The organism is Paracoccus sp. S4493 (genome assembly GCF_000967735.1).
In the GTDB taxonomy this organism is placed as follows: Bacteria; Pseudomonadota; Alphaproteobacteria; order Rhodobacterales; family Rhodobacteraceae; genus Paracoccus; species Paracoccus marcusii.
Genome location: NZ_JXYF01000052.1, coordinates 1 through 25624 on the forward strand (window position 1 = coordinate 1; position 25624 = coordinate 25624).

The window sequence follows — 25624 nt, forward strand, 5'->3', positions numbered from 1 at the left end:
GCGGCCATGTCGGCATCGGTCATCGGGCGGATCAGGGCTGCGTCATGCGCCCCGGCGCGGCGCGGGTCCAGATGCGGCCCCTCCAGGTGCAGGCCCAGAAAGCCCGGCGTGTCGACGCGGGCGGCGGCGATCCCGGCGGCCAGCACGCCCGCCGTGACCTCGGGTCCGTCGGTGATCAGCGTCGGCAGGATGCCCGCGCAGCCCAGATCACGATGCACCGCGCAGATGCGTGCCAAGGCTGCGGCGTCGGTTCCTGCGCCGACCATCAGCCCGGCGCCGCCGTTCACCTGAAGGTCGACGAAACCGGGGGCCAGGATGCCGGGCATCGGAACCACGCCTGCCGGGCGCGGCACGATGGCCTCGATCACCCTGTCGCGCAGGATCACCGCCATGTCGTCCAGCAGCTGCGCGCCGTCGAACAGGGTGGTGGCGGCAAAGGTCTGCAGGGTCATGGCGCCCAGGCCCGTGCCATGTCCAGCGCACCGTCCACGCCGGTGCCGCGGGCGGGAACGACGGGCCAGTCCGCCGCCAGCGCCGCGGCATAGAAGGGGCCCAGCCCGCCGGTGCAGACCACCTGGAGGCGGTCGCCATGTTGCAGCACGCGCACCGCGTCGCCGATCTGGGCCACCGCCTGGTCCAGAATCGCACGGGCCGCGGGATCGTCCGAGGCGACCAGGCGCGGGGCCAGTTCCGCAAAGCGCGCGGGCGCGGCGCCGGTGCCGAAGGCGATGATCCCCTCGATCCCGCCGAATTCGTCGCGCAGCGCGGACAGCAGGGGCGTGTCCGGGACCAGCCCGTCGCCCGCCCGCATCGCCCGCGCCAGCAGGGTGCGGCCCAGGACGGCACCGCTGCCCTCGTCCCCCATCAGAAAGCCGCGCCCCCCGATCTGGCGCAGCTGGCCGCCGCGCTGGACCGCCAGCACCGACCCGGTGCCGACCGCGACCAGGATGCCGTCATCCGCGCCAAGCGCGCCACGCGCGGCGGTGACGGCATCGTTCACCACCAGGCTGCGCGCGAAGGGCAGGCGCGCCTGCATCGCGCGGGCCGCGTCCTGCATGCCGCCCCCGGCCAGGCCCAGCACCGCGGTCAGGTCCGCGGGCGAGGCCCCGGCCTGAGCCATCGCCGCCGTCGCCGCGGCCACCACGCTGGTCACCGCGCCGAATGGATCGGAATTGATGTTTGCCGGCCCGCCCTGACCGCGGCCCAGCACGCGGCCTGCCGCATCGGCAATGGCCGCCCGGCAGCCCGTGCCACCCCCGTCGATCCCCAGATACAAGCTCATCACGTCCCCATGTTTCGCCAGAGGGAACGCGACCGGCGCGGAAATGAAAAGCCCCAAGGTCGGATCGTTCCGCCGGACAAGCAAAACCCCCGAAAACACGAGGTTTTCGGGGGTTTTGTTTTTGGTGCCCAGGAGAGGACTCGAACCTCCACACCTTGCGGCACACGGACCTGAACCGTGCGCGTCTACCAATTCCGCCACCTGGGCAGGTGGTATGAGCGGCTGATTAAAGCGAGTGCGGGGGGGCGTCAATGGGGGTCGTGAAAGTTTTTCGACAGTTTTTTGCCAAGACCTGCCAAGGCGGTGCGCGAAGCTGCCCGCGACCCTGCGCAGCCTTGCCCGGAACGCGCGTCGGGGGTAAGGATCACGCGACATTCGGCCTATCAGAGGGAGGCGAGACGCCCATGGCGAAACTGGTCACGATCTTTGGCGGATCGGGCTTTGTCGGCAGGCAGGTGGCCCGGCTGATGGCCAAGGAGGGCTGGCGCGTCCGCATAGCCGTCCGCCGCCCCGACGAGGCGCTGTTCACCCGCACCTATGGCGCGGTCGGGCAGGTCGTCCCCGTGATGTGCAACATCCGCGACGAAAACTCCGTCCGGGCTGCCCTGACCGGGGCGGATGCCGCGATCAACTGCGTCAACATCCTGAACGCGCAGGGCAAGAGCACCTTCAAGACCGTGTTCGAGACCGGCGCCGACAACATCGCCCGCCTGTCGGCGGAGATGGGCGTCGCGCGGCTGGTCCATATCTCGGGCCTGGGGATCGATCCCGAATCGGACAGCACGTACATCGCATCGAAATCGCGGGGCGAGGCCGCGGTGCTGGCCGCGCGTCCCGATGCGGTCGTGCTGCGCCCGTCGGTGATCTTCGGTGCCGACGACAATTTCTACAACCGCTTTGCGGGCATGTCGCGGATGGGGCCGGTGATGCCCATCGTGGGCGGCAACACCCGGATGCAGCCGGTCTTCGTGGGCGACGTCGCCCGCGCGGCGGTGATGGGCGCCACCGGCGCCGCCGCCCCCGGCATCTATGAGCTGGGCGGTCCCGAGATCCTGACCACGCGCCAGATCGTGGGGCAGGTGCTGTCCGCCGTCCACCGCCGCCGCGCGGTGGTGAACCTGCCGTTCCCGATCGCGCGACTGGCATCGGCCGCGATGGGCGTGGCGCAGGCGGTCACCGGCGGCCTGTTCACCAGCCCGCTGAGCCGCGACCAGCTGGCCCTGCTGCGCAAGGACAACGTCGTCACGCCCGGTGCCCGCGGTTTCGCGGATCTGGGCATCGTGCCCACGGCGGCCGGGTCCGTCCTGGACGACTATCTGGTGCGCTTCCGCCCGTCGGGCCAGTACGATTCGATCAAGCGGTCGGCCAAGAACCTGCGCGAGCACTGATGGACCACAACACGATCGTCGCCGCCGCCCTCGGGGTTCTCGAGGGCCTGACCGAGTTCATTCCGGTGTCGTCGACGGGCCACCTGCTGCTGGCCGGTCATTTCCTGGGCTTCGATTCGCCCGCCCGGTCCTTCGAGGTGCTGATCCAGCTGGGCGCCCTGCTGGCGATCCTGGGCCTTTACGCTGCCCGGCTGGTGCAGGTGGTGCGCGACGCGCCCCACGACCCGGTCGCCCGGCGGTTCATCGGCGCGGTCCTGCTGGCCTTCGCCCCGGCGGCGGTGATCGGCGCGATGGCGCACGGCTTCATCAAGACGGTGCTGTTCGAGACGCCGATGCTGGTCGCGGTCATGCTGATCCTGGGCGGCTTCGTCCTGCTGTGGGTCGACCGCCGCGCCGCCACCCCCCGCTATACCAGGGCCGAGGACATTCCTTTGTCGATGGCGTTCCGCATTGGCCTGTTCCAGTGCCTTGCCATGATCCCCGGCGTGTCGCGGTCGGGGGCCACCATCGTCGGTGCCCTGCTGATGGGCGCGGACAAGCGGTCGGCCGCCGAATTCTCGTTCTTCCTGGCGATGCCCACGATGCTGGGCGCCTTCAGCTTGGACCTGTGGCAGAATCGCGCGGCGCTGGATGCGGGCGCGATCAACGACATCGCCGTGGGCTTCATCACCGCCTTTCTGGCCGCCGTCGTGGTGGTACGCTGGTTGCTTGGTTATGTATCCCAGCACGGATACGGGCTGTTCGCATGGTGGCGCATCATCGTCGGAAGCCTTGCGTTGCTGGCACTTGCACTTAGTATGTAAGCAATGCTGACCTAATATCACGGGTGCGCGGACAAAAACTTGGCCCGCGCACCGAAAAAGTGGCGATTAGGTCAATACTGCTGACTTTTCATCGCAAAAGCCTTGGTTTATTGCGGTTGCCGAAGTCCTTTCAGGGAAGGTAGCGCAGCCATGGCCACGCAGAAGATGCTGACATTCGTCTCGACCCCGCGCGAGATGCCCGAAAAACGCGCCGCTGCCGACCGCAGCGAGGATTTCCACGAGATCTATCGCGAATTCGCCGCAGCCAAGGCCGCCGAACAATCCAGCCGCTGCAGCCAGTGCGGCGTGCCCTATTGCCAGTCGCATTGCCCGTTGCACAACAACATCCCCGACTGGCTGCGTCTGACCGCCGAGGGTCGCCTGGAGGAGGCCTATCGCGTCAGCCAGGCCACCAACACCTTCCCCGAGATCTGCGGCCGCATCTGTCCCCAGGACCGCCTGTGCGAGGGCAACTGCGTGATCGAGCAGTCGGGCCACGGCACCGTCACCATCGGCGCGGTCGAGAAGTACATCACCGACACCGCCTGGGACAACGGCTGGGTCCAGCCCTTCAAGCCCGCGCAGGAGCGTGCCGAATCGGTCGGCATCATCGGGGCCGGGCCGGGCGGCCTGGCCGCGGCGGACATGCTGCGCAAGCAGGGGTTCCAGGTCACGATCTATGACCGCTATGACCGCGCGGGCGGGCTGATGACCTATGGCATCCCCGGCTTCAAGCTGGAGAAGGACGTGGTGATGCGCCGCAACCAGCTGCTGGCGGACAGCGGCGTCGAGTTCGTGCTGAACTGCAACGTGGGCGAGGACATCAGCTTTGACGCGATCCGCGGCAAGCACGACGCGGTGCTGATCGCCACGGGCGTCTACAAGACCCGCGACCTGGACCTGGACAACGCCGATCACGGCGGGATCGTCCGCGCGATCGACTATCTGACCGCCTCGAACAAGGTCGAGTTCGGCGACGATGTTCCCGATTTCGACGACGGAGAGCTGAACGCCAAGGGCAAGCGCGTTGTCGTCATCGGCGGCGGCGACACGGCCATGGATTGCGTGCGCACGGCCATCCGCCAGGGCGCGCAGTCGGTCAAGTGCCTGTACCGGCGCGACCGCGCCAACATGCCGGGGAGCCAGCGCGAGGTGCAGAATGCCGAGGAGGAGGGCGTCGAGTTCGTCTGGCTGTCGGCCCCCGGCGCCTTTGCGGGCCACGTGACCGGCATCGCCGCCGAGGCGCAGGAGCGTGACGTTGACGGTCTGCCGCAGATCGCCTCGGTGCGCATCCAGAAGATGCGCCTGGGTCAGCCCGACGTTACCGGCCGCCAGTCGCCCGAGCTGATCGAGGGCGCCGATTACGACGAACCCGCCGACCTGGTCATCAAGGCCCTGGGATTCGAACCCGAGGACCTGCCCAAGCTGTGGGGCGTGGACGGGCTGGAGGTCACGCGGTGGGGCACCATCAAGGCGAACTTCCAGACGCACCAGACCTCGATCCCGGGCGTGTTCGCGGTGGGCGACATCGTGCGCGGCGCCAGCCTGGTCGTCTGGGCGATCCGGGACGGGCGCGAGGCCGCGGACGCGATCGCGACCTTCCTGACGGGCGATGCCCGCATCGCCGCCGAATAGGGGCATGGCGATGGCGCACCACCATGACACGGGGCGTGCAGCGTGCGGACGGCGGCATGGAGCAGCGGCGGCGCGGGCCGTCCCCGCTGTCGGGATCATGTCGGGCCTGTTGACGCTTCTGGTGCTGGCGGGCGGGATGCTGGCGGCGGGGCAGGCGGGGGCGGCCAGCTTCACGCCGCCCGCGGGCTGCACGCTGAACGTCACGGTGCAGAACCGCAGCTGCACCGTCAGCCAGTACTATACCTGCAGTGCCGATCCCCAAGGCTATCAGCACAGCGCCCATTTCGGGCGCGAGGGGCTGTACCACCTGTCCACCATCGACGCCGAGACGCGCTGGATCGAGAGCCAGAGCATGTCGTCCGGCCTGATCGACCGGCTGGTCAAGGAGGCCGAGGACCATGCCAGCTTCAGCGAGCTGCTGGCCACGGGGCGCGATGATTTCGACTTCTGGACCCAGACCGATGACGGCCAGCGCCTGCACCACCAGGGCGCCGACACCCTGACCGGAGAGACCGTCACGATCGATGGCCAGGCACTGGAACGGACCCGCTTCCGGCTGACCACCCGCGACGCCGGCGGCGAGGTTCTGATCACCCGCGAGGGCAGCCAGTACATCAGCCGCGAGTTCAACCGCTTCTATGGCGGGACCGAGACCGGCAGCGACTGGACCGGCGCCAAGACCGAGACCGACGACAGCCCCGTGCTGTTCACCTTTCCCGGCGAGGCCGGGTTCGGTTCCACAACCCCACAATTCGACTGCGATCAGTTGCTGACGCAGATCCCGCAGGAAAGGGCCGCATCATGACCATGGACTGGCAAGCACAGGAAGAAGCCCGCCGCGCATGGATGGACCAGAACAGCCTGTACCGCGAGGAGGACGAGCATTCGTCCTGCGGCGTGGGCTTCGTGGTCGATCTGGACGGCAAGGCCAGCCGCCGCGTCGTGCAGAACGGCATCGACGCGCTGAAGGCCATCTGGCATCGCGGCGCGGTGGATGCGGACGGCAAGACCGGCGACGGCGCGGGCATCCACGTCCAGATCCCGGTGCCGTTCTTCTATGACCAGGTGCGCCGCACGGGCCACGAACCCGATCAGAACAAGCTGATCGCGGTCGGCCAGGTGTTCCTGCCGCGCACGAACTTTGCCGCCCAGGAGGCCTGCCGGACCATCGTGGAATCCGAGGTCCTGCGGATGGGGCACTATATCTATGGCTGGCGCCATGTGCCGGTGAACACCGCCGTGCTGGGCGAGAAGGCGAACGCCACCCGCCCCGAGATCGAGCAGATCCTGATCCGCTGCGAGAAGGACATCGACCAGGTCCGCTTCGAGCGCGAGCTGTACATCATCCGCCGCCGCATCGAGAAGGCCGCCATCGCGGCGCAGGTGCGCGAGCTGTATTTCTGTTCGCTGTCCTGCCGGTCGATCATCTACAAGGGCATGATGCTGGCCGAGCAGGTCGCCGAATTCTATCCCGACCTGAAGGACGAGCGCTTTGAATCGGCCTTTGCGATCTATCACCAGCGTTATTCAACCAACACCTTCCCGCAATGGTGGCTGGCCCAGCCTTTCCGCATGCTGGCCCATAACGGCGAGATCAACACGCTGAAGGGCAACCTGAACTGGCTGCGCAGCCACGAGATCCGCATGGCATCGTCGGCCTTCGGCGACGCGGCCGAGGACATCAAGCCGATCGTGCCGGCCGGGTCGTCGGATTCGGCGGCGCTGGATGCGGTGTTCGAGGTTCTGGTGCGGTCCGGGCGGTCCGCGCCGATGACCAAGACGATGCTGGTTCCGGAAAGCTGGTCCAAGGCCACGACCGACATGCCCAAGGCCTGGGCGGACATGTACGCCTATTGCAACGCGGTGATGGAGCCGTGGGACGGCCCCGCGGCGCTGGCCATGACCGACGGGCGTTGGGTCTGCGGCGGCCTGGACCGCAACGGGCTGCGGCCGATGCGCTATGTCGTGACGGGCGACAACCTGCTGATCGCGGGCTCCGAGGTCGGTATGGTGCCGGTGGACGAGACCGGCGTGCGCGAGAAGGGCGCGTTGGGACCGGGGCAGATGATCGCGGTCGATATGTGGGACGGCAAGCTGTACCACGACACCGAGATCAAGGACCGCCTGGCCGGCAGCCAGCCTTTTGGCGAGTGGATCGAGAAGGTCACCGAGCTGAACGACATCATGCGCGACCTGCCCGAGGTCGTGCGGTACCAGGGCGACGCCCTGCGCCGCCGGCAGAGCGCGGCCGGGTTCACCCATGAGGATCTGGAGCATGTCCTGGCCCCGATGGCCGAGGACGCCAAGGAATCCATCGCGTCGATGGGCGACGACACGCCCCCCGCGGTCCTGTCGAACCAGTACCGCCCGATGAGCCATTTCTTCCGCCAGAACTTCAGCCAGGTGACGAACCCGCCCATCGACTCCTTGCGCGAGACGCGGGTGATGTCGCTGAAGACGCGCTTCGGCAACCTCAAGAACGTGCTGGACGAAAGCAGTGCCCAGACCGAGATCGTGGTGCTGGAGAGCCCGTTCATCGCCAATGGCGAATACGATGAGATGGTCAAGATGTTCGGCGACACCGTCACCGTCATCGACTGCACCTTTGCCGAAGGTGCCGGGCCGGACGCACTGGGCGAGGGTCTGGCACGCATCCGCGCCGAGGCCGAGGATGCCGTGCGGTCGGGCGCGGGCCATCTGGTGCTGTCGGATGACGCGCAGGGCCCTGGCCGGGTCGCGATGCCGATGATCCTGGCGACCAGCGCGGTGCATTCCTGGCTGACCCGCAAGGGCCTGCGGACCTTTTGTTCGGTCAACGTGCGGTCGGCGGAATGCATCGACCCGCATTACTTTGCGGTGCTGATCGGCTGCGGGGCGACGACGGTGAACCCCTATCTGGCGCAGGATTCGATCGACGACCGGATCGCGCGCGGGCTGCTGACCGGGACCTTGGTCGAGAACATGCGCCGTTATCGCACGGCCATCGACGCGGGCCTGCTGAAGATCATGGCCAAGATGGGCATCTCGGTCCTGTCGTCCTATCGCGGCGGTCTGAACTTCGAGGCGGTGGGCCTGTCGCGCGCCATGGTCGCCGAATATTTCCCCGGCATGCAGTCGCGGATCTCGGGCATCGGCCTGCACGGGCTGCAGGCCAAGCTGGAGGCGCTGCACCGGGTCGCCTTCCGCACCGACAACGTGGACATGCTGCCGGTCGGCGGCTTCTACAAGCTGCGGCGGACGGGCGAAAAGCACGCCTGGGAAGCCAACACCATGAAGCTGCTGCAGGTGGCCTGCGAAAAGGCGTCCTATGACATCTGGAAGCAGTTCAGCGCCACGATGCGGACCAACCCGCCGATCCACATCCGCGATCTCTTGGACATCAAGCCCTTCGGCAAGCCGGTGCCGATCGAGGAGGTCGAATCGATCACCTCGATCCGCAAGCGCTTCGTGACGCCGGGCATGTCGCTAGGGGCGCTGTCGCCCGAGGCGCATATGACGCTGAACATCGCGATGAACCGGATCGGCGCAAAGTCCGATTCGGGCGAGGGCGGAGAGGACCCGGCGCACAGCCACCCGCTGCCCAACGGCGACAACCCCTGCGCCAAGATCAAGCAGGTCGCCTCAGGCCGCTTCGGTGTCACCGCCGAATACCTGAACGCCTGCGAGGAACTGGAGATCAAGGTAGCCCAGGGTGCCAAGCCCGGCGAGGGCGGCCAGCTGCCCGGCATGAAGGTCACCAAGCTGATCGCGCGTCTGCGTCACTCGACGCCGGGCGTGACGCTGATCAGCCCGCCGCCGCACCATGATATCTATAGCATCGAGGATCTGGCGCAGCTGATCTATGACCTCAAGCAGATCAACCCGCGCGCCAAGATCACCGTCAAGCTGGTGGCTTCGTCGGGCGTGGGTACGATCGCGGCGGGCGTGGCCAAGGCCAAGGCCGACGTGATCCTGATTTCGGGCCATAACGGCGGCACGGGGGCTTCGCCCGCCACGTCCATCAAGTTCGCGGGTCTGCCCTGGGAGATGGGCCTGACCGAGGCGCATCAGGTCCTGGCCATGAACCGCCTGCGCGAGCGGGTGACGCTGCGCACCGATGGCGGTCTGCGCACGGGCCGCGACATCGTCATGGCGGCGATGATGGGCGCCGAGGAATACGGCATCGGCACCGCCGCGCTGATCGCGATGGGTTGCATCATGGTCCGCCAGTGCCAGTCGAACACCTGCCCGGTGGGCGTCTGCACCCAGGACGAGAAGCTGCGCGCCATGTTCACGGGGTCGGCGGACAAGGTGGTGAACCTGATCACCTTCTATGCCCAGGAGGTGCGCGAGATCCTGGCATCCATCGGGGCGCGCTCGATCGACGAGATCATCGGGCGGGCCGATCTGCTGACCCAGGTCAGCCGTGGTGCGGCGAACCTGGACGATCTTGACCTTAACCCGCTGCTGATCACCGTCGATGGCGCGGACAAGATCGTCTATGACCGCACCAAGCCGCGGAACGCCGTGCTGGACACGCTGGATGCGGAAATCGTCAAGGACGCCGCCCGTTTCTTCGAGGACGGCGAGAAGATGCAGCTGTCCTATGCGGTCCGCAACACCCACCGCACCATCGGGACGCGCACGTCGTCGCTGATCGTGCAGAAGTTCGGAATGCGCAACAACCTGCAGCCCGACCACCTGACGATCCGCCTGACCGGCAGCGCCGGGCAGTCGCTTGGCGCCTTCGCGGCCCCGGGGCTGAAGATCGAGGTCTCGGGCGATGCCAACGACTATGTCGGCAAGGGTCTGTCGGGCGGCACCATCGTGGTGCGGCCGCCGATGGCCAGCCCGCTGGTCGCGGCCGACAACACGATCATCGGCAACACGGTCCTCTATGGCGCGACGAACGGGCATCTGTTCGCGGCGGGCCGGGCGGGCGAACGCTTTGCGGTTCGCAACAGCGGTGCAAGCGTGGTGATCGAGGGCTGCGGGTCGAACGGCTGCGAATACATGACCGGCGGCGTGGCCGTCATTCTGGGCCGGATCGGCGCGAACTTCGGTGCGGGCATGACCGGGGGGATGGCCTATCTGTACGACCCCGAGGGGCTGGCGCGCGACTACATCAACCCGGAAACGCTGGTGATGTGCGCGGTGACCCAGGACCACTGGGAGGATCAGCTGAAGGGCCTGATCGAACGGCACCTCAAGGAGACCGGATCGCGTCGCGCCGACGAGATCCTGTCGAACTGGGACCGCGAGAAGGGCAACTTCCTGCAGGTCTGCCCCAAGGAGATGCTGCAGCACCTGTCCCACCCCATCGAGGCGGTGGACCAGACCCGCGCGGTTCCCGCGGAATGACATCCGGCGCGGCCCCCTTGCGGGGCCGCGCTGCGTTTCAGGGCCGGGCGGTGCAGGTGACGGGGTCCGCGTCCGACATGGCGTCGGTGAACGTCACTTGGTCGCCCTTGGTCCACCATTCCAGCGCCCCGGAGACATAGCGCGCGCCCGATGCCGCGATCACGTTGACGAAGATCCGCGGGCCGTCCTCCAGCGTGACCAGCGCCAAGGCATCGTCCCCCGACGTCACATAGGTCACCGCCACCTGACGCCCGTCGTCGCAATCATGCGTGACGCTGGTCATGGTGGCATCGGGCGCCAGCGGCAGGGACAGCATCGGCTGTGCCAGCGCGGGGGCGGCAAGGGCCAGCAGCAGGGGCAGGATCGGCGCGGCATGTCGGGTCATGGCATCCTCGGGGCGGTTGTTCGCGGGCAGCGTGGCGCGGGGCCGCGCGGCTGGCAAGGCGCGCTTGACGCAAAGCGCCGCACCATGAGACATGCGGGCATGATCCTGCGCCGCGCCCACCCCCCCAAGACCGAACCGGCCCGATCCGCCCGCAGGCGCGGCAGGCCGATGTTCTGGCTGCGCTTTCTGGCGCTGAGGGCGGTGCTGGTGATGCTGGGGTCGGTGGCGATCTATGGCGTCGTGAACCCGCCGCATACCTGGACGATGGTCGGCGCCGCGCGCCAGCACCCGCTGACCCCGCGCGAATGGACGCGGCTGGCGGACATCGCCCCCGTGATGCGCCGCGCGGTGGTCGCGGCCGAGGACGCGAATTTCTGCAGTCACTGGGGTTTCGACATGGTCGAGATCCGCAAGGTGGTCGCGTCGGGGTCGTCGCGGGGGGCGTCCACGATCACCCAGCAGACCGCCAAGAACGCGTTCCTGTGGCAGACGCGCAGCTGGCCGCGCAAGGCCGCCGAAACGATCCTGACGCCGCAGATCGAGGCCTTGTGGTCCAAGGCCCGCATCCTTGAAGTCTATCTTAACCTGGCCGAATTCGGGCCGGGCATTTTCGGCATCCATGCCGCGGCGCGCGACCATTTCGGCACCACCCCCGACCGGCTGACCCCGGTGCAGGCCGCGCGCCTGGCCGCCGTCCTGCCCAACCCGCGCCAGCGCAGCCCGTCGGGGCCGTCGGCGCGGTCGCGGGCCATCCTGGACGGGGCGGAGACGATCGCGCGGGACGGGCGGGCCGCCCGCTTCTGAGGGCTGCGGTTGAAAGCGGCGGGGTCGGGGCGTATCAACGGGGCGTTGCGACAATAAGAAGAAGGTCTCGAGCAGCCATGAACACCAACACGCAGACCACGCGACTGTACCACACCGCCCTGTCCCCGTTCTGCCGCAAGGTGCGGCTGGTTCTGGCCGAGAAGAAGATCGAGGTCGAACTGGTCGAGGAGCGGTACTGGGAGGGATCACCCGATCTGAAGCGCCGCAACCCGGCGGGCAAGCTGCCGGTGCTGCGCTATCGCGGCAACCTGCTGGCGGAAAGCCAGGCGATCATCGAATACCTGGACGAGGCGGTGCCCGCCCCGTCGTTAATGCCGCAGACCCCACTGGAGCGTCACGAGGTGCGCCGCCTGTGTGCCTGGTTCGACGACAAGTTCCACACCGAGGTCACCCAGCCCATCCTGAACGAGCGCGTCTGGAAGAAGATCACCCGGTCCGGGTATCCCGACAGCCGCGTGGTCAAGGACGGGCTGCGCGCGGTCAAGGACCACATCGACTATCTGTCTTCCCTGCTGGAGACGCGGCGCTGGCTGGCGGGCAACACGCTGAGCCTGGCGGATTTCACGGCGGCCGCGCATTTCTCGTGCCTGGATTACATCTCGGACGTGGACTGGGACCGGTCCGAGGGTCTGCGCGACTGGTATGCGACCATCAAGTCCCGCCCCGCGTTCCGGTCGGTCCTGGCTGACCAGGTGCCGGGCATCCATCCTGCGCCGCATTATGCCGAGCTTGACTTCGGCTGAGGGCGGGGGGGCCAGCCCCCCATCGCCTGACGGCGATCCCCCCCGGGGTATTTGGGCAAAGCAGAAGGCCCGGATGCAGGCCGAGGCGCGCGCAGTGGGATTTGCCGCGATGGGCGTCATGCGGCCGGACGGCGTGCCGGACCTGGCCGGTCGGCTGGCGGATTTCGTGACCCAAGGGCGGCACGGGCAGATGGGCTGGATGGCCGAACGCATGGGCTGGCGCGGCGATCCGGCGGCGCTGTGGCCCGAGGCCCGGTCGGTGGTGATGCTGGCCGAGCTGTACACCCCCGAGGGCGATCCGCTGGCGGTGCTGGATCAGCGCGACCGCGCCGCTGTCAGCGTCTATGCGCAGGGGCGCGATTATCACGACCTGGTCAAGAAGCGGCTGAAGCGGTTGGGGCGCTGGCTGCTGGAGACGGCGCCCGAGTCGGGGCACCAGATCAAGGTCTTTGTCGACACCGCGCCGGTGATGGAAAAGCCCCTGGCGCAGGCCGCGGGCCTGGGCTGGCAAGGCAAGCACACCAACCTTTTGTCGCGCGATCTGGGCAGCTGGTTCTTTCTGGGCGCGATCTTCACGACCATGCCGCTGCCACCGGACGCGCCGCAGGTCAGTCATTGCGGCTCCTGTCGCGCCTGTCTGGACGTCTGTCCGACCGGGGCCTTTCCTGCGCCCTATCAGCTGGATGCGCGGCGCTGCATCTCCTACCTGACGATCGAGCACAAGGGGCCGGTGGACCCCGACCTGCGGGCGCTGATGGGTAACCGGATCTATGGCTGCGACGATTGCCTGGCGGTCTGTCCGTGGAACAAGTTCGCGCAGGCAGGCTCCGAGATGCGCTATCGGGGGATCATCGATGCGCCGCCGCTGGCGGAGCTGGCGGGACTGGACGACGCGGCGTTCCGGGCGCGGTTTTCGGGGTCGCCGATCAAGCGGATCGGGCGCGACCGCTTTGTCCGGAACGTGCTGTACGCCATCGGCAATTCCGGCGACGCCGCGCTGGCACCCGTGGCGCGGGGGCTGACCGGGGACGCCGATCCGGTCGTGGCCGAGGCCGCGTCCTGGGCCGCGGCGCGGCTGGCGCGCTAGAGCAGGAAGTCGTCGCCGTCCAGCGACAGCCGACCGTCCAGCCGGATCAGCATGTCGGCCTGTCGGTCACCGTTCACGTCGATCAGCAGGTGCGTCTGCTGGCCCACATGCTCCCACCGCAGGGATCGCAGGCCCTGATGCCCGCCCGACCCGGCATAGGCCAGGTTCATCGCGCGCAGGTCCAGCAGATCCTCGCCCGTCCGGAAATCGGTGATCAGGTCGGGGGCACGGCGCGGGCTGTCCATCGCGCCGAAGAACCGGAACGTGTCGCGCCCCGCGCCGCCCTGCATCACATCATTGCCCGTCCCGCCGACCAGCACGTCGTTGCCCGGCCCGCCCAGCATCCGGTCCGACCCCGGCCCGCCGCGCAGCAGGTCGTTGCCCGGGCCCCCGGACAGCCAGTCATTGCCCGCGCCCCCGTCCAGCGTGTCGTTGTGCCAGCCGCCGTTCAGGCGGTCGTTGCCCAGCCCGCCGACCAGCCAGTCCGCCCCGATGCCGCCATCCATGACGTCGTCGCCGGCATCCCCGAACATGCGGTCGTTGCCGGCCTCTCCGAACAGGCGGTCCGCCCCCGCGCCGCCGGACATGCGGTCGTTGCCGGCCCCGCCGCGAAGGATGTCATTGCCCAGATCGCCGTTCATCCAGTCGTTGCCGCCGCCGCCCAGCAGGGTGTCGTTGCCCATGCCGCCGGACATGACGTTGTTGCCGCCGCCCCCCATCAGCAGGTCGAACCCCGTGCCGCCGAACATGCGGTCATGCCCGGGGCCGCCGTTCATGCGGTCGTTGCCCGCCCCGCCATCGAGCGTGTCGTCGCCCGCTCCGCCCTGCAGGACGTCATTGCCAACACCGCCGATCAGGCGGTCGCGCCCGATCCCCGCGGTCAGCGTGTCATTGCCCGTGCCGCCGTCCAGCACGTTCCATCCGACCATCGAGATCAACAGGTCGTTGCCGTCCTCTCCGAACAGGCGGTCGTTGCCGGATCCGCCGAACAGGCGGTCGTCGCCCGTGCCGCCGAACAGCATGTCATTGCCGCCCTCGCCGTTCAGGACGTCGTTGCCGCTATCGCCGTACAGCGTGTCCCAGCCCCAGCCGCCCCACAACGTGTCCTGGTCATCGCCGCCCCACAGCATGTCGTTGCCGTCACCGCCCCACAGCACGTCATGCCCGGCACCGCCAAGCAGGCGGTCGCCCCCCGTCCCGCCGAACAGCGTGTCGTTGCCCTCGCCGCCGTCGAGCTGGTCGTCATCCTCGTTTCCCTCCAGGACATCGTCGCCGACCCCGCCCAGCAGGGTGTCGCGGCCGGTGCCGCCTGACAGGCGGTCTGTGCCGTCGCCCCCCTCCAGGTGGTCGTTGCCCGCCCCGCCGATCAGCAGGTCATCGCCGCCATCGCCGAACAGCCGATCGTCGCCATCCCCGCCCAGAAGCGTGTCGCGCCCGTCGCCCGCCTGCAGGCTGTCATGGCCTGCGCCGCCGTCCAGGTAGTCGATCCCGGCCCCGGCGATCAGCGTGTCATCACCGTCCCCGCCCAGAAGGCGGTTGTTGCCGGACAGATCCTCCAGCCAGTCGTTGCCCGCCTCTCCGGACAGCACGTCGTTGCCGTCCCCCCCCGACAGCCGATCGTTGCCCACCCCGCCATACAGCGTGTCGTTGCCCGAATCGCCATGCAGCGTGTCCGTTCCGTCGCCGCCATAGAGCAGGTCGTCGTCATCGTCGCCGTGCAGCAGGTCGTCGCCCGCATCCCCGAACAGCGTGTCGCGGCCCGGGCCGCCATGCAGGCTGTCATGGCCGTCGCCGCCGCGCAGATAGTCGTTGCCCGCCTCTCCGCGCAAGGTGTCGTCGCCCGCGCCGCCGGAGACGGTGTCGTTGCCCGCCCCGGCCATGATCTGTTCGCGCCGGGCCCCGCCGATCAGGTGATTGGCATCCGCCGTACCGAAGATCCACAGCGCCTCGGTCGAGGGGGGCGGGACGGGGGGCGTCACCACGGGGTCGGTCTCGGGCGCCAGATAGTGGCCCACCGGGAACAGCGCGTTCGAGAAATCGGCCGCGGTCAGGCCGCGCCCGGTGCGGGTGGTGATGTCCAGGATGGTGTCGCCATAGATGATCATCACCCCGTTCGCCGTGGGGATGAAGCGCAGTTGCCAGACACTGCGGATGTTGCCCAGCATCGACATGTCCAGCCGGTCCACCGCGGGGTCATAGTCCAGGATGGTGATCCGCCCGGTCACCCGCGACGGCACGAAGATGTCGGCCCCCGCGCCGCCCACCAGGGTCACCGGGCCCGCGCCCGCAACCAGGATGTCGTTGCCGTCGCCCCCCTCGATCCGGGTGGTGGCGGCGCCGGCGACCAGCAGGTCGCCCCCGGTGCCGCCACGCGCGGTGCCCGCCCCCGCCGTGGCCGTGGCCCCGATCGGGCCGGGCTCGAAGACCAGTTGCGTCACGCCCGTCTCGGTCCCGGAACCGACGAACAGCAGGATGCGGCCGTCGATCACCCGCGCCTCGATGTCGGTGACATCGGCCAGGGTCATCGCGTCGGTGTCGATGATGGTGGTCAGGTGCAGCAGCCGCCCGTCGGGCAGCATGGTGAACACGCTGATCCCGTCATCGGCCCCGCCCGCAAAGACGAAGGCCCGCCCGCCCAGGACCACGGTCTCCAGCGCGGTGGCGTTCTGGAACCGGGTCGTCCCCTCGTCCAGGACATGGTCGACGGTGGTCAGCCGCCCGTCGGCGGTCAGGCGGAACACGGTCAGCGTCCCGGACCCCGTCGCCGCCATCACCACATAGGTGCGGCCGCCGAACTGCACCGCGTCCACGTCGGATGGCACGTCATAGCCGGTGCCGCGGTCCGCCCCGTGCACCATGCCCGGCGTCAGCGCGCCCGACGCCGACACCAGATGCGTCGCGATGAAGTTCCCGTTCCCCGAGATCGAGATCAGGATCCGCTGCCCGTCCACGCTGACATCGGTGATCTTGTCCAGGTTCGCGTCGGTCGTGCCCGCCGGGGTGGCGATGGTGGCCTGGCCTGCCCGGACCAGCGCGCCGTCCGCGCCCATCCGGTGGGTGGTCAGCGTCAGCCCGCCGCCCTGCGCCGAATACAGCACCTGCGCCTGGCCCGTGTCCACCTGGCCCAGGGCCGTCACCTGCGGACCCAGGCTGGTGCCGAACAGCCAGCCAAAGGTCGACATCGCCCCGATGTCGCCGCGCAGCGTCACGCCCAGGTTGCTGGCCCCGCCCATCTGGCCCACATGGATCAGCGTGTCGCCACCCATGTGGATCGCGGTGATCTGCGGCGGTCCCTGATAGGTGAAGTCGGCCAGATAGGGGCGGGTGCGCAGCATGGTGATGGGGGCCGCGGGGTCGCTGATCGCATAGGTGCTGATCCCGCCCCGGACCTGGTTCGCCGCCACCAGCAGCAGGCGGCCGTCGGCCTCGACGATTTCGAGGTCGGTCAGATTGGACAGCCAGCGTTGTTCCGTGACGCCAAAGGTCGTCACGTGGCGATACACGATCATGGTAATACTGCGGGTTGTCCGGCCATCGGCGCCGGGAACAGGGGGCAGGTGTTAAGATGGTCTTAACCGCGCCGCCTGGCCAGTCTTGCTTGACGTGCATTTTAGGCAAAGGCCCGCGCCGGGGCGGGAACCCTCAGGCGGGCAGCGCCAGCGGCCCATAGAGGATCAGCCCCGGCTGGCTGGCCGGCCCGTCGCGCGACAGAAGATCGGCCAGCGACGCCACCGTTCCAGGCAGCAGACGCTGGCCGGGATGGCCAACGGCCTCGGCCAGCAGGGCGGGGGTGTCGGGGGGCAGGCCGTGGTCGATCAGCCCCTGTGCCATCTTGGGAAAGCTGCGCTGGCCCATGAACACCACGGTCGTGGTCAGCGGGTCGGCCAGCGCGGCCCAGTTGATGTCGCTGGGCAGCTGCCCGGTGATGTCGGCACCGGTCACGAACTGGACCCGCCGCGCGGTCAGGCGCCGGGTCAGCGGCATGCCCATCGCCGCCGCCGCGGCACTGGCCGAGGTGACGCCGGGCACGATCTCCCAGGGAATGCCGGCGGCGGTCAGGGCCACCAGCTCCTCCTCCAGCCGGCCGAAGATGCCGCTGTCGCCCGACTTCAGGCGCACGACGCGGCGCCCTGCCTGCGCATGCTGCACGATCAGCGCGTTCACCGCGTCCTGTTTCGCCGACGGGCGGCCCGCCCGCTTGCCCACGGCGATCAGGTCGGCCTGCGGGCCCGCATGGTCCAGTACCGGCCCGGATGCCAGGTCGTCGAACAGCACCACGTCGGCATGGGCCAGCCTGCGCGCGGCCTTCAGCGTCAGCAGGTCGGGATCGCCCGGACCCGCCGAGACAAGCGAGACGAAGCCGGGGGGAAAGCTGGGATCGGACAAGGGCTGTGGGCCTTATGGGCGGGCGGGGTTTCAGCTATACCACCCCGGCCCGGTGTGACAATGCCGCGCGTTTTCTTTGCACGCGGCACGGGCGATGAAACCATATCGCCGCTGGCGCGTGATCATCCGGGCATCAAGGGAGAATGCGATGACGGTCATCTGTTGGTTCAGGCGGGTTCTGCGGCTGGACGACCACCCGGCGCTGGTCGCGGCCGCCGCCGCGGGCGCGGTGATCCCGCTGGTGATCCTGGACCCGCGCGAGGCAAGCGACCGGCCCGCCAGCGCGCAGCGCCAGGCGATGGCGCTGGCGCCGCTGGACCGCGCGCTGCGCAAGATCGGCAGCCGGCTGATCGTGCGGCGGGGCGATCCGGCCAAGGTGCTGGAACAGGTCCTGCAGGAAACCGGGGCTGATGCGGTGCACACCACGGTGGGGTTTCCCTTCGCCTCAGACGACGGGCTGGCAGAGGTGGTCGAACGCGGCGGGGCGCGGCTGCATCTGCACGACCTGGCCGACCTGGTGCCTCGGGGGTCGGTACTGACCGGGTCGGGCGGGGTCTACAAGGTCTTCTCTCCGTTCTGGAAGGCGGTGCGACAGGTGGACATCGCGCCGCCCCTGGCGCCACCGTCGCTGTCCGCACCCGATGCCTGGCCCGACAGCGACGGCACCGACTGGCCCGAGGCCCGCGCCGCGATGGAACGGGGCTGGGATGTCATGGCCGCCCATGTCCGCGCCGGAGAGGAGGAGGCCCATGCCCGGCTGGAGGAGTTCATGTCGGGCGACGTCGCGGGCTACAAGCAGGACCGCAACCATCCCTGGCGTCCCCAGGCCACGTCGGGCCTGTCCGATGCGTTGGCCGTCGGAGAGATCAGCGCCCGGCGCATCTGGTCGCGCTGCCGCGGAGAGTTCGAGCAGGGCATTCCGGGGATCGAGCCGTTCCTGTCCGAGGTCTGCTGGCGCGAGTTCGCGCGCGAGCTGATGTTCGAGACGCCCGACATGGACCGCAGCTGCTGGCGCAAGGAGTGGAACGACTTTCCCTGGCGCGCCGACAATGACGACGCCGAGGCCTGGCGGCGGGGCCGCACCGGCGTGCCCATCGTCGATGCCGGGATGAGAGAGCTGTACGTCACGGGGCGGATGCACAACCGCGTGCGGATGATCACCGCCAGCTATCTGACGAAACATCTGCTGACCGACTGGCGCGTGGGGCTTGCGTGGTTCGAACATTGCCTGGCCGATTGGGACGCTGCGTCGAACGCCATGAACTGGCAATGGGTGGCGGGCTGCGGGCCGGATGCCTCGCCCTATTTCCGGATCTTCAATCCGGAGACACAGGCCGAGAAGTTCGACGGCAAGAGCCAGTACCAGGACCACTGGATGCGCCCCGACGCGCCCGGCGCCCGGGAATTCGCGGCGGCCATTCCGCGGGTCTGGGACCTTGACCTGACGAAACGCGCCATGCCGCGGATCTCGCTGGCCGAGGGCCGTGCCCGCGCCCTGACGGCCTATGAGGAGGTGAAATCGTGACGCGCGCGCTGATCCTGGGGGCGACGGGCGGCATCGGGCGGGCGCTGTCCGCGCGGCTGGAGGCGCAGGGGGCGCAGGTCACGGGCCTGTCGCGATCCGCCGACGGGATGGACCTGACGCGGCCCGACACGGTCACGGAACACGCCGGGCGGCTGGCGGGGCAGTCCTTTGACCTGATCGTGAACACGACGGGCGCGCTGGTCATCGACGGGCACCAGCCGGAAAAGTCGCTGGACGCGGTCGATGCGGACGCCATGGCACGACAGTTCGCGCTGAACGCCACCGGGGTCGCGCTGGCGATCCAGGCCTTTGGTCCGCTGCTGGCGCGGGACCGGCGGGCGGTGCTCGCGTCGCTGTCGGCGCGTGTGGGCTCGATCGGCGATAACGACCTGGGCGGCTGGATCGGCTATCGCGCGGCCAAGGCGGCGCAGAACCAGATCATCCGCACCGCATCCATCGAATACCGCCGCCGGAACCGTCACGCGATCCTGGTCGCGCTGCATCCGGGCACGGTCGAGACGCCGCTGACCGCGAAATACGCCTCCCGCTATCCGACCATCACCCCCGACCGCAGCGCCGAGGCGTTGCTGGCGGTGATCGACGGGCTGACGACCGACGATACCGGCAGCTTCTGGGACTGGAAGGGCGCGCGGGTGCCGTGGTGATCAGGTCAGATAGGGCGACGCGGCGCCCATGATCTGACGCCCGCCCGGCTTGACGAACGACCCCCAGGTGCCCGCGATGCGGCCCTGCGGGTCCAGCAGCACCTTGTTGAAGTTCCACTGCGGCACGAATCCCGTCTGCGCCCGCGCCCAGGCATAGAACGGGTGCACGTCCCCCTTGGCCACGTGCAGGATGTCGGTCATCGGCAGGGTCAGGCCATATTGCAGCTCGCAATATTCCTTGGCCTCGGCGCCGCTGGCCAGTTCCTGGTTGAAATCGTCCGACGGCACGGCCAGCACCACCAGCCCGCGCGGGGCATAGGCGTCGTGCAGCGCCTGCATGTCGGCCAACTGGCCCGCGAACCCGCACATGGACGCGGTGTTCACGATTAGCACCGGGCTGCCGCGCCAGTGGGCGGTGTCATAGCTGCCCCCGTCAACGGACGGAAAGGTGAAATGCGGCACGTCCTCTGCCCGCGCGCGGGTCAGGCCCAGGGCGGGCAGGGCGGTGGCAAGGGACAGGAAAAGGCGGCGTCTCATGGGCTTTCTCCTTGGGTGCGGGTCAACTCATCGGGCGGTGGCAAGGCGACCCGCCAGCGCGGCGGCGCCAAGGGTCGCGATCAGGATCACGGGCCAGTTTCCGGCGCCCCAGTTGGCGACGACGATCCCGGCCAGCGCCCAGATCACGGCCGCGGAATAGGCCCATTCGCGCGGGCGCAGCGACTGGACCGCCAGTGCCAGCGCGCTGACCGCGATCAGGCACAGGATCGCGGCGGTCTGGGCCGACAGCCAGCCGTGGCCGCCCAGCCAGATCCCAACCGACACGCCCGACGCCGCCGTCAACCAGCCCGCGTAAAGCGCGATGGGCCGCCCCTCCAGCCAGCGGTCGCGGCGACCGGCCCAGATCATCGCGACGATGGCACTGACCAGCATCGCAATGATCATCAGCGTGGCCAGCCCCGGCAGGCGCTGCGCCACCGGCAACCAGAAGAACCCGACGACCAGGCTGACCAGCAGCGGCGCCCGCAGCGGCAGCCAGCCCTCGTCGTCGGCACGGCGCCACAGTCCGAAGGCGGCGCCGGCGATCAGCCACAGATAGATCAGGCCCCAGATCGAGAAGGCCCAGCCCGCAGGCTGGATCGGCGGGTCCGGCTGGGGAATCGGAAAGCGGTCGGGATCGTAGCCCGCAAAGCCCGGGAACAGCAGCGGAGAGACGGCAAAGGCCACCGCCGCCAGCAGGACCAGAAGGGCAAGGGTGCGGTTCGGCATGGGCAGGGCTTTCTGCTGGGGCGCGGGGTGCAGGTTGGCGCGTTGTGCGCGTTTGTCAACGTGCAGGGTGGCGCGGCGGTTGCCATGGGCGCGCGTTCGCGCCATGGATAGGGCCCCCGCATCCCGGCGCGACACCGCGCCGCAGCCCGATGGCCCGTGCAGACGATGAAGCTCAAGGATTTCGCCAAGCTGGTGGGCATGTCCGCGACCACGGTCAGCCGTGCCCTGAACGGCCACCCCGAGGTGAACGAGGCGACCCGCGCCCGCCTTGTCGCCGCCGCCCGCCAGCACGGCTATCAGCCCAATGCCCATGCGCGCTTTCTGGCGATGGGCCATGCCAGCACCATCGGCTGCGTGATCCCCATCGGCGGCCGGAACGAGATCGTGAACCCGATCTATGCCGATTTCCTGGCCGGGGTCGGCGAGGAATGCGCCCGTCGCCGGTTCGAGATCAACCTGACCGTCGTCCCCGAGGAGGATCAGCCCGACGCCTATCGCGCGCTGTCGTCCAAGGGGCTGATCGGCGGCGTGATCGTGCAGTTTCCGCGCCATGACGACCCGCGCCCCGCGCTGCTGGACCGGATTGGACTGCCATATGTCGTGCATGGGCGGGTGACCGGGCATGACGGTCCCTACAGCTGGGTGGACGTGAACAACCTGCGGGCCTTTGAACGCGGGACGGGGTTCCTGCTGCAGCTTGGTCATCTGCGCATCGCGCTGCTGAACGGGGACGAACGGCTGGATTTCGCGCGCCGCCGCCGCGACGGATACCTGCGCGCGCTGCGCGATGCGGGCCATGCGCCGCGGTCCGCGCTGATGACCACCGGAGAGATGACGGCCGCCTATGGCTATGCCCAGGCCCGCACCCTGCTGGCGGGCCCCGAGGCGCCGACCGCGTTCCTGTGCGCGGCCACGATGATCGCAACCGGCGTGCGCCAGGCGATCGAAGAGCGGGGGCTGGTCCTGGGTCGCGACGTGTCGGTGCTGACCTTTGATGACGACCTGTCCTATTACGCGAACCGCGATGCGGTGCCGGTGTTCAGCGCCATGCGGTCGCCGGTGCGGGTGGCGGGGGCGCGCTGTGCGGCGCTGCTGATCGACCGGATCACTGGCGGTCCCGGTGATCCGGTGCAGGAGCTGCTGGAGGCCGAACTGGTCGTCGGCCGGTCCACCGCGCCGCCGGCCTAGGGCACCGGCCCGTCGCCCGTCCGGGGCATCGCCGCGCGCAGGGCCGCGTCATGGCCGAACCCCAGGATCTGCCCCTCGGCCGCTAGATCGGCGATGCGGGGGTCGGGGGCCAGCATCGGCACCAGCGCGTCGCGGTCGTCCAGCGCACGCAACGTGCGGGCCAGCAGCCCCACCTGCGCCGCATCCAGGCAGGGCCAGCCCGCAACATCCAGCCGCCCCAGCATCAAGGGATAGACCTCGGCCAGCACCAGTTCCGCGTCCTGCCATGGCTGGAACGGCCAGACCGCCGTGCCCGCCCGCTGGCGCAGGCGGTTCAGCCAGGGGATACCCGTCAGGCTCTGCGCACCGACCGCACCCGCGCCGGCCAGCTGAAAGGGCGATTTCGGGCGCGGGCCTCCGGGGGCCGGGGTTTCCGTCACGCGGTGCGGTTTCAGGTCGGGATGGGGCGGGGGCCTCAGCCGCGGCAGGTCCGGCGTGGGCAGCCGTCGTCCGTCGCCCCAGAAGACCGGGGAATCCAGCGCCCGGTTCAGCCCCGCCGCCACGTCACGATAGTTACTGCAGTTGCGCGCGTCGTCGCTGTGCTGCGCGTCCAGATGGTCCCACAGCGCCAGCGCATCGGCCCGCCCGGTGATCTGGCGCGCCAGCCCCGACGGATGGCCGAACGCGAAATCCGCCCCGATCAGCAGCCGCGTTCCCGGTTCGGCCAATCCCTGCAGCAGGTGGTGGGCCTCCATCCGGGTCGGCGGGTTGGCCAGCAGGCCGCGGTCGTCGCCGATCCAGATCGAATCGGCCCCTCGTGTCGGGCGTCCCGCCGCCGACCAGTCCAGGACCACGATCCGGTCAAAACGCGGCAAGACGCGCCTCGGCCCGGGCCAGGTCGGCGGGGGTGTTGATGTTGGCAAAGACCGCGTCCGGCCAGACCGCACGCCCCGGCTGATGGCGTTCGGCAAAGCGGCGGACGCGGCGCTGGTCTGCGGCCAGCGTCGCGGCCAGATCGTCGCGCAGCGCCACGGGCCACAGCCCGAAGGTCGGATGTTCGCGCGGCCCCTGCGGATCATCGCCCGCCGCCAGCGCAAGCCCCATGGGCCCCCGCGCCGCCCACAGCCGCGCCACCAGGTCCGGTGGCAGGAAGGGCGAATCGCCCGGCACGGTCAGCACATGCGCGGCCCCCAGGTCCCGCGCCCAATCCATCGCCACCAGCACCCCCGCCAACGGCCCGGGGCGGTCAGGCAGGCTGTCGGGCAGCACGGGCAGACCGAACCGGGCAAAGCGCGCCGGATCGCCGTTGGCGTTCAGCGCCAGCGGCCCGGCCTGCGGGCGCAGGCGGTCCAGCACATGCGCCAGCATCGGCCGCCCGGCCAGCGCCATCAGGGGCTTGTCACCGCCGCCCATGCGGGTCGCGCGGCCTCCGGCAAGGATCAGGGCGGGGATGCGGGGGGGTGATGTCATGGCGCGACTGTGGCCCCGCCGCATCGGCGGCACAAGGCATCACCGCGCTTCCAATAGTTGACAGTTTTGCTTGGTGGGCCGATAACCCCCCGGACCGCCGCAGGCCCAACGCCCTTTCGCGCCCGCCTGCCCGACACCAACTGGATGCAAGGACCGCCATGACCCATCTGCCCAGACAGCCGCTTCGCGCGGGGCTTGCCGCATTTCTGGTCGCCGCGACGCTGGCCGGTGCAGGCCTGGCCCAGGATGTGCCGACGACCCAGGGCCAGCCAGAGGCTGCAGTTCCTACCGCCCCGCAACCCGCCGCCGACGGGGCCGCACCGGCGGCTGCGCCCGACGCCGCGGCGCCTGCGGCCGTCCCCGACGCCGCGACCCCGGATGACGCTGCGGCGGGCGTGCAAGCCACGTCCCCCGCGCAGCCTGCCGCGCCGGGCCAGACCGCGATACCTGCTGACCCTGCCGATGCGGCGCAACCGGTGCCGGTCGTGGCCGAACGCGACCCCGGCCTGCCGCATGATCTGTCGCCGATGGGCATGTTCCTGGCTGCGGACTGGGTCGTGAAGGGGGTCATGATCGGGCTGGCGGTGGCGTCGGTCATCACCTGGACGATCCTTCTGGTGAAGCTGATCGAGCTGTGGGCCGCCTCGCGCCGGGTCACGTCTGCCACGCGGCGCATCCAGGCCGCGCCGTCCCTGCCGGACGCCTTGGCCGGGATCGGGCGCCGCCGCGATCCGGTGTCGCGCATGATCCGCTCTGCCGCCGAAGAATACCGCCGGTCCGAACCGGCCCTGGCGCAGGCGGGCGATCACGGCATCAAGGAGCGCGTCGCCTCCCAGCTGGACCGGATCGAGGTCGCAGCCGGTCGCCGCATGGCACGGGGTACGGGGGTGCTGGCCACCATCGGGTCGACCGCGCCCTTCGTGGGTCTGTTCGGCACCGTCTGGGGGATCATGAACAGCTTCATCGGCATTTCCGAATCGCAGACGACCAACCTGGCCGTCGTCGCGCCGGGCATCGCCGAGGCGCTGCTGGCCACCGCCATCGGCCTGGTCGCGGCGATCCCCGCCGTGGTGATCTACAACGTCTTTGCCCGCGCCGTCACCGGCTACCGGATGCGTCTCGGCCATGCCGCGGCGGGGGTCCAGCAGATGGTCAGCCGCGACCTGGACTTTCGCGGCCGCGGCCCTGCGGCGGGGGTCTAGGCCATGGCCGGAGGCATCCGCGACACCGACGACCTGGCCGACAACCACGAGATCAACGTCACGCCTTTCATCGACGTGATGCTGGTGCTGCTGATCATCTTCATGGTGGCCGCGCCCCTGGCGACCGTCGACGTGAACGTCGATCTGCCGGTGTCGAACGCGACCCAGGCCGAACGCCCCGAGCAGCCCGTCTATGTCAGCGTCAGGCCCGATCTGAGCCTGGCCGTGGGCGATGACGACGTGGCCCCCGGCGCGCTGGCCGCGGCCCTGACCGCGGCGACAGGCGGCGACCGCGAACAGCGCATCTTCCTGCGCGCAGACCGTGCGGTGGCCTATGGCGACCTGATGGGGGTGATGAACACGCTGCGCGACACCGGTTATCTGAAGATCGCCCTGGTGGGGCTGGACGCCGTGCAGGCCCCGCCCGAGGTCCCGGCCGTGCCTGCCGTGCCTGC

Annotated in this window: 21 protein-coding genes, 1 tRNA gene and 1 pseudogene; 13 read left to right on the top strand and 10 right to left on the bottom strand. The window is 69.4% G+C overall.

The window, feature by feature from the left end:
• From TW83_RS09480 to TW83_RS09490, 3 genes and pseudogenes are all read right to left on the bottom strand, one after another.
• Positions 1 to 452: pseudogene (locus TW83_RS09480) on the bottom strand (N-acetylglucosamine-6-phosphate deacetylase); the annotation flags it as partial.
• The gene (locus TW83_RS09485; RefSeq protein ID WP_045982534.1) at positions 449 to 1282 is read right to left on the bottom strand and encodes a BadF/BadG/BcrA/BcrD ATPase family protein; all 834 of its coding nucleotides are present in this window, start codon (positions 1280 to 1282) and stop codon (positions 449 to 451) included. The pseudogene TW83_RS09480 and the gene TW83_RS09485, both read right to left, overlap by 4 nt.
• 122 nt (positions 1283 to 1404) lie before the next feature.
• Positions 1405 to 1489, bottom strand: a tRNA-Leu gene (locus TW83_RS09490).
• A 197-nt stretch (positions 1490 to 1686) separates the two neighbouring features.
• Between TW83_RS09490 and TW83_RS09495 the strand changes: the two genes are divergently transcribed.
• From TW83_RS09495 to gltB, 5 genes are all read left to right on the top strand, one after another.
• Positions 1687 to 2670: a complex I NDUFA9 subunit family protein gene (locus tag TW83_RS09495; RefSeq protein ID WP_045982535.1), complete on the top strand. Its 984-nt coding sequence runs from the start codon at positions 1687 to 1689 to the stop codon at positions 2668 to 2670.
• Complete coding sequence (locus tag TW83_RS09500) at positions 2667 to 3473, top strand: undecaprenyl-diphosphate phosphatase (RefSeq protein ID WP_204245739.1); 807 nt, start codon at positions 2667 to 2669, stop codon at positions 3471 to 3473. The genes TW83_RS09495 and TW83_RS09500 overlap by 4 nt, the downstream gene beginning before the upstream one ends.
• A gap of 150 nt (positions 3474 to 3623) precedes the next feature.
• Positions 3624 to 5108 (top strand): NAD(P)-dependent oxidoreductase, encoded by a 1485-nt coding sequence (locus TW83_RS09505; RefSeq protein WP_045982537.1) that lies wholly within the window; start codon positions 3624 to 3626, stop codon positions 5106 to 5108.
• Positions 5109 to 5205: 97 nt separating this feature from the next.
• The gene (locus TW83_RS09510) at positions 5206 to 5913 is read left to right on the top strand and encodes a hypothetical protein (RefSeq protein ID WP_045982538.1); all 708 of its coding nucleotides are present in this window, start codon (positions 5206 to 5208) and stop codon (positions 5911 to 5913) included.
• Between the two features lie 2 nt (positions 5914 to 5915).
• The gene (gene gltB / locus TW83_RS09515; RefSeq protein ID WP_162198035.1) at positions 5916 to 10448 is read left to right on the top strand and encodes a glutamate synthase large subunit; all 4533 of its coding nucleotides are present in this window, start codon (positions 5916 to 5918) and stop codon (positions 10446 to 10448) included.
• A gap of 37 nt (positions 10449 to 10485) precedes the next feature.
• On the opposite strand, the gene TW83_RS09520 is transcribed toward gltB, so the two are convergent.
• Complete coding sequence (locus TW83_RS09520; protein ID WP_084697356.1) at positions 10486 to 10926, bottom strand: MliC family protein; 441 nt, start codon at positions 10924 to 10926, stop codon at positions 10486 to 10488.
• On the opposite strand from TW83_RS09520, the gene mtgA reads away from it, so the two are divergent.
• The 3 genes from mtgA (at position 10918) to queG (ending at position 13488) form a co-directional block, all read left to right on the top strand.
• Complete coding sequence (gene mtgA, locus TW83_RS09525; protein WP_071209479.1) at positions 10918 to 11637, top strand: monofunctional biosynthetic peptidoglycan transglycosylase; 720 nt, start codon at positions 10918 to 10920, stop codon at positions 11635 to 11637. The two genes, TW83_RS09520 and mtgA, sit on opposite strands and share 9 nt — an antisense overlap.
• Positions 11638 to 11714: 77 nt before the next feature.
• Positions 11715 to 12401, top strand: coding sequence for a glutathione S-transferase family protein (locus TW83_RS09530; RefSeq protein WP_045982541.1), 687 nt, complete (start codon positions 11715 to 11717; stop codon positions 12399 to 12401).
• A gap of 73 nt (positions 12402 to 12474) precedes the next feature.
• On the top strand, positions 12475 to 13488 hold the full coding sequence (gene queG / locus TW83_RS09535) for a tRNA epoxyqueuosine(34) reductase QueG (protein ID WP_045982542.1): 1014 nt from the start codon (positions 12475 to 12477) through the stop codon (positions 13486 to 13488).
• On the opposite strand, the gene TW83_RS09540 is transcribed toward queG, so the two are convergent.
• Positions 13485 to 16997 (bottom strand): calcium-binding protein, encoded by a 3513-nt coding sequence (locus TW83_RS09540; protein ID WP_052714805.1) that lies wholly within the window; start codon positions 16995 to 16997, stop codon positions 13485 to 13487. The genes queG and TW83_RS09540 overlap by 4 nt on opposite strands.
• 133 nt (positions 16998 to 17130) lie before the next feature.
• The gene (gene cobA / locus TW83_RS09545) at positions 17131 to 17874 is read right to left on the bottom strand and encodes a uroporphyrinogen-III C-methyltransferase (protein WP_045982543.1); all 744 of its coding nucleotides are present in this window, start codon (positions 17872 to 17874) and stop codon (positions 17131 to 17133) included.
• Between the two features lie 148 nt (positions 17875 to 18022).
• Between cobA and TW83_RS09550 the strand changes: the two genes are divergently transcribed.
• Positions 18023 to 19399 (top strand): deoxyribodipyrimidine photo-lyase, encoded by a 1377-nt coding sequence (locus TW83_RS09550; protein WP_045982544.1) that lies wholly within the window; start codon positions 18023 to 18025, stop codon positions 19397 to 19399.
• On the top strand, positions 19396 to 20064 hold the full coding sequence (locus tag TW83_RS09555) for an SDR family NAD(P)-dependent oxidoreductase (RefSeq protein ID WP_045982545.1): 669 nt from the start codon (positions 19396 to 19398) through the stop codon (positions 20062 to 20064). The genes TW83_RS09550 and TW83_RS09555 overlap by 4 nt, the downstream gene beginning before the upstream one ends.
• Here TW83_RS09555 and TW83_RS09560 read toward each other — a convergent pair whose 3' ends face one another.
• Both TW83_RS09560 and TW83_RS09565 read right to left on the bottom strand, forming a co-directional pair.
• Complete coding sequence (locus tag TW83_RS09560; RefSeq protein WP_045982546.1) at positions 20065 to 20601, bottom strand: glutathione peroxidase; 537 nt, start codon at positions 20599 to 20601, stop codon at positions 20065 to 20067. It lies immediately after the preceding gene.
• A 27-nt stretch (positions 20602 to 20628) separates the two neighbouring features.
• Positions 20629 to 21435, bottom strand: a complete 807-nt coding sequence (locus TW83_RS09565) for a tryptophan-rich sensory protein (RefSeq protein ID WP_341872765.1) — start codon at positions 21433 to 21435, stop codon at positions 20629 to 20631.
• A 60-nt stretch (positions 21436 to 21495) separates the two neighbouring features.
• On the opposite strand from TW83_RS09565, the gene TW83_RS09570 reads away from it, so the two are divergent.
• The gene (locus TW83_RS09570) at positions 21496 to 22518 is read left to right on the top strand and encodes a substrate-binding domain-containing protein (protein WP_045982553.1); all 1023 of its coding nucleotides are present in this window, start codon (positions 21496 to 21498) and stop codon (positions 22516 to 22518) included.
• On the opposite strand, the gene TW83_RS09575 is transcribed toward TW83_RS09570, so the two are convergent.
• Positions 22515 to 23372: a hypothetical protein gene (locus tag TW83_RS09575; RefSeq protein WP_157001482.1), complete on the bottom strand. Its 858-nt coding sequence runs from the start codon at positions 23370 to 23372 to the stop codon at positions 22515 to 22517. The genes TW83_RS09570 and TW83_RS09575 overlap by 4 nt on opposite strands.
• Positions 23359 to 23967 carry a molybdenum cofactor guanylyltransferase MobA gene (gene mobA / locus TW83_RS09580; protein WP_045982547.1) on the bottom strand — a complete coding sequence of 203 codons (609 nt, stop codon included), beginning with the start codon at positions 23965 to 23967 and terminating at the stop codon, positions 23359 to 23361. The genes TW83_RS09575 and mobA overlap by 14 nt, the downstream gene beginning before the upstream one ends.
• A gap of 158 nt (positions 23968 to 24125) precedes the next feature.
• Here mobA and exbB point away from each other — a divergent pair, with 158 nt between their 5' ends.
• Together exbB and exbD are read left to right on the top strand one after the other, a co-directional pair.
• Entirely contained in the window at positions 24126 to 25169 is a 1044-nt protein-coding gene (exbB, locus tag TW83_RS09585) for a tonB-system energizer ExbB (RefSeq protein WP_045982548.1), read from the top strand.
• 3 nt (positions 25170 to 25172) lie between these two features.
• The coding region (gene exbD / locus TW83_RS09590) for a TonB system transport protein ExbD (RefSeq protein WP_045982549.1) at positions 25173 to 25624 on the top strand (452 nt) is incomplete at its 3' end.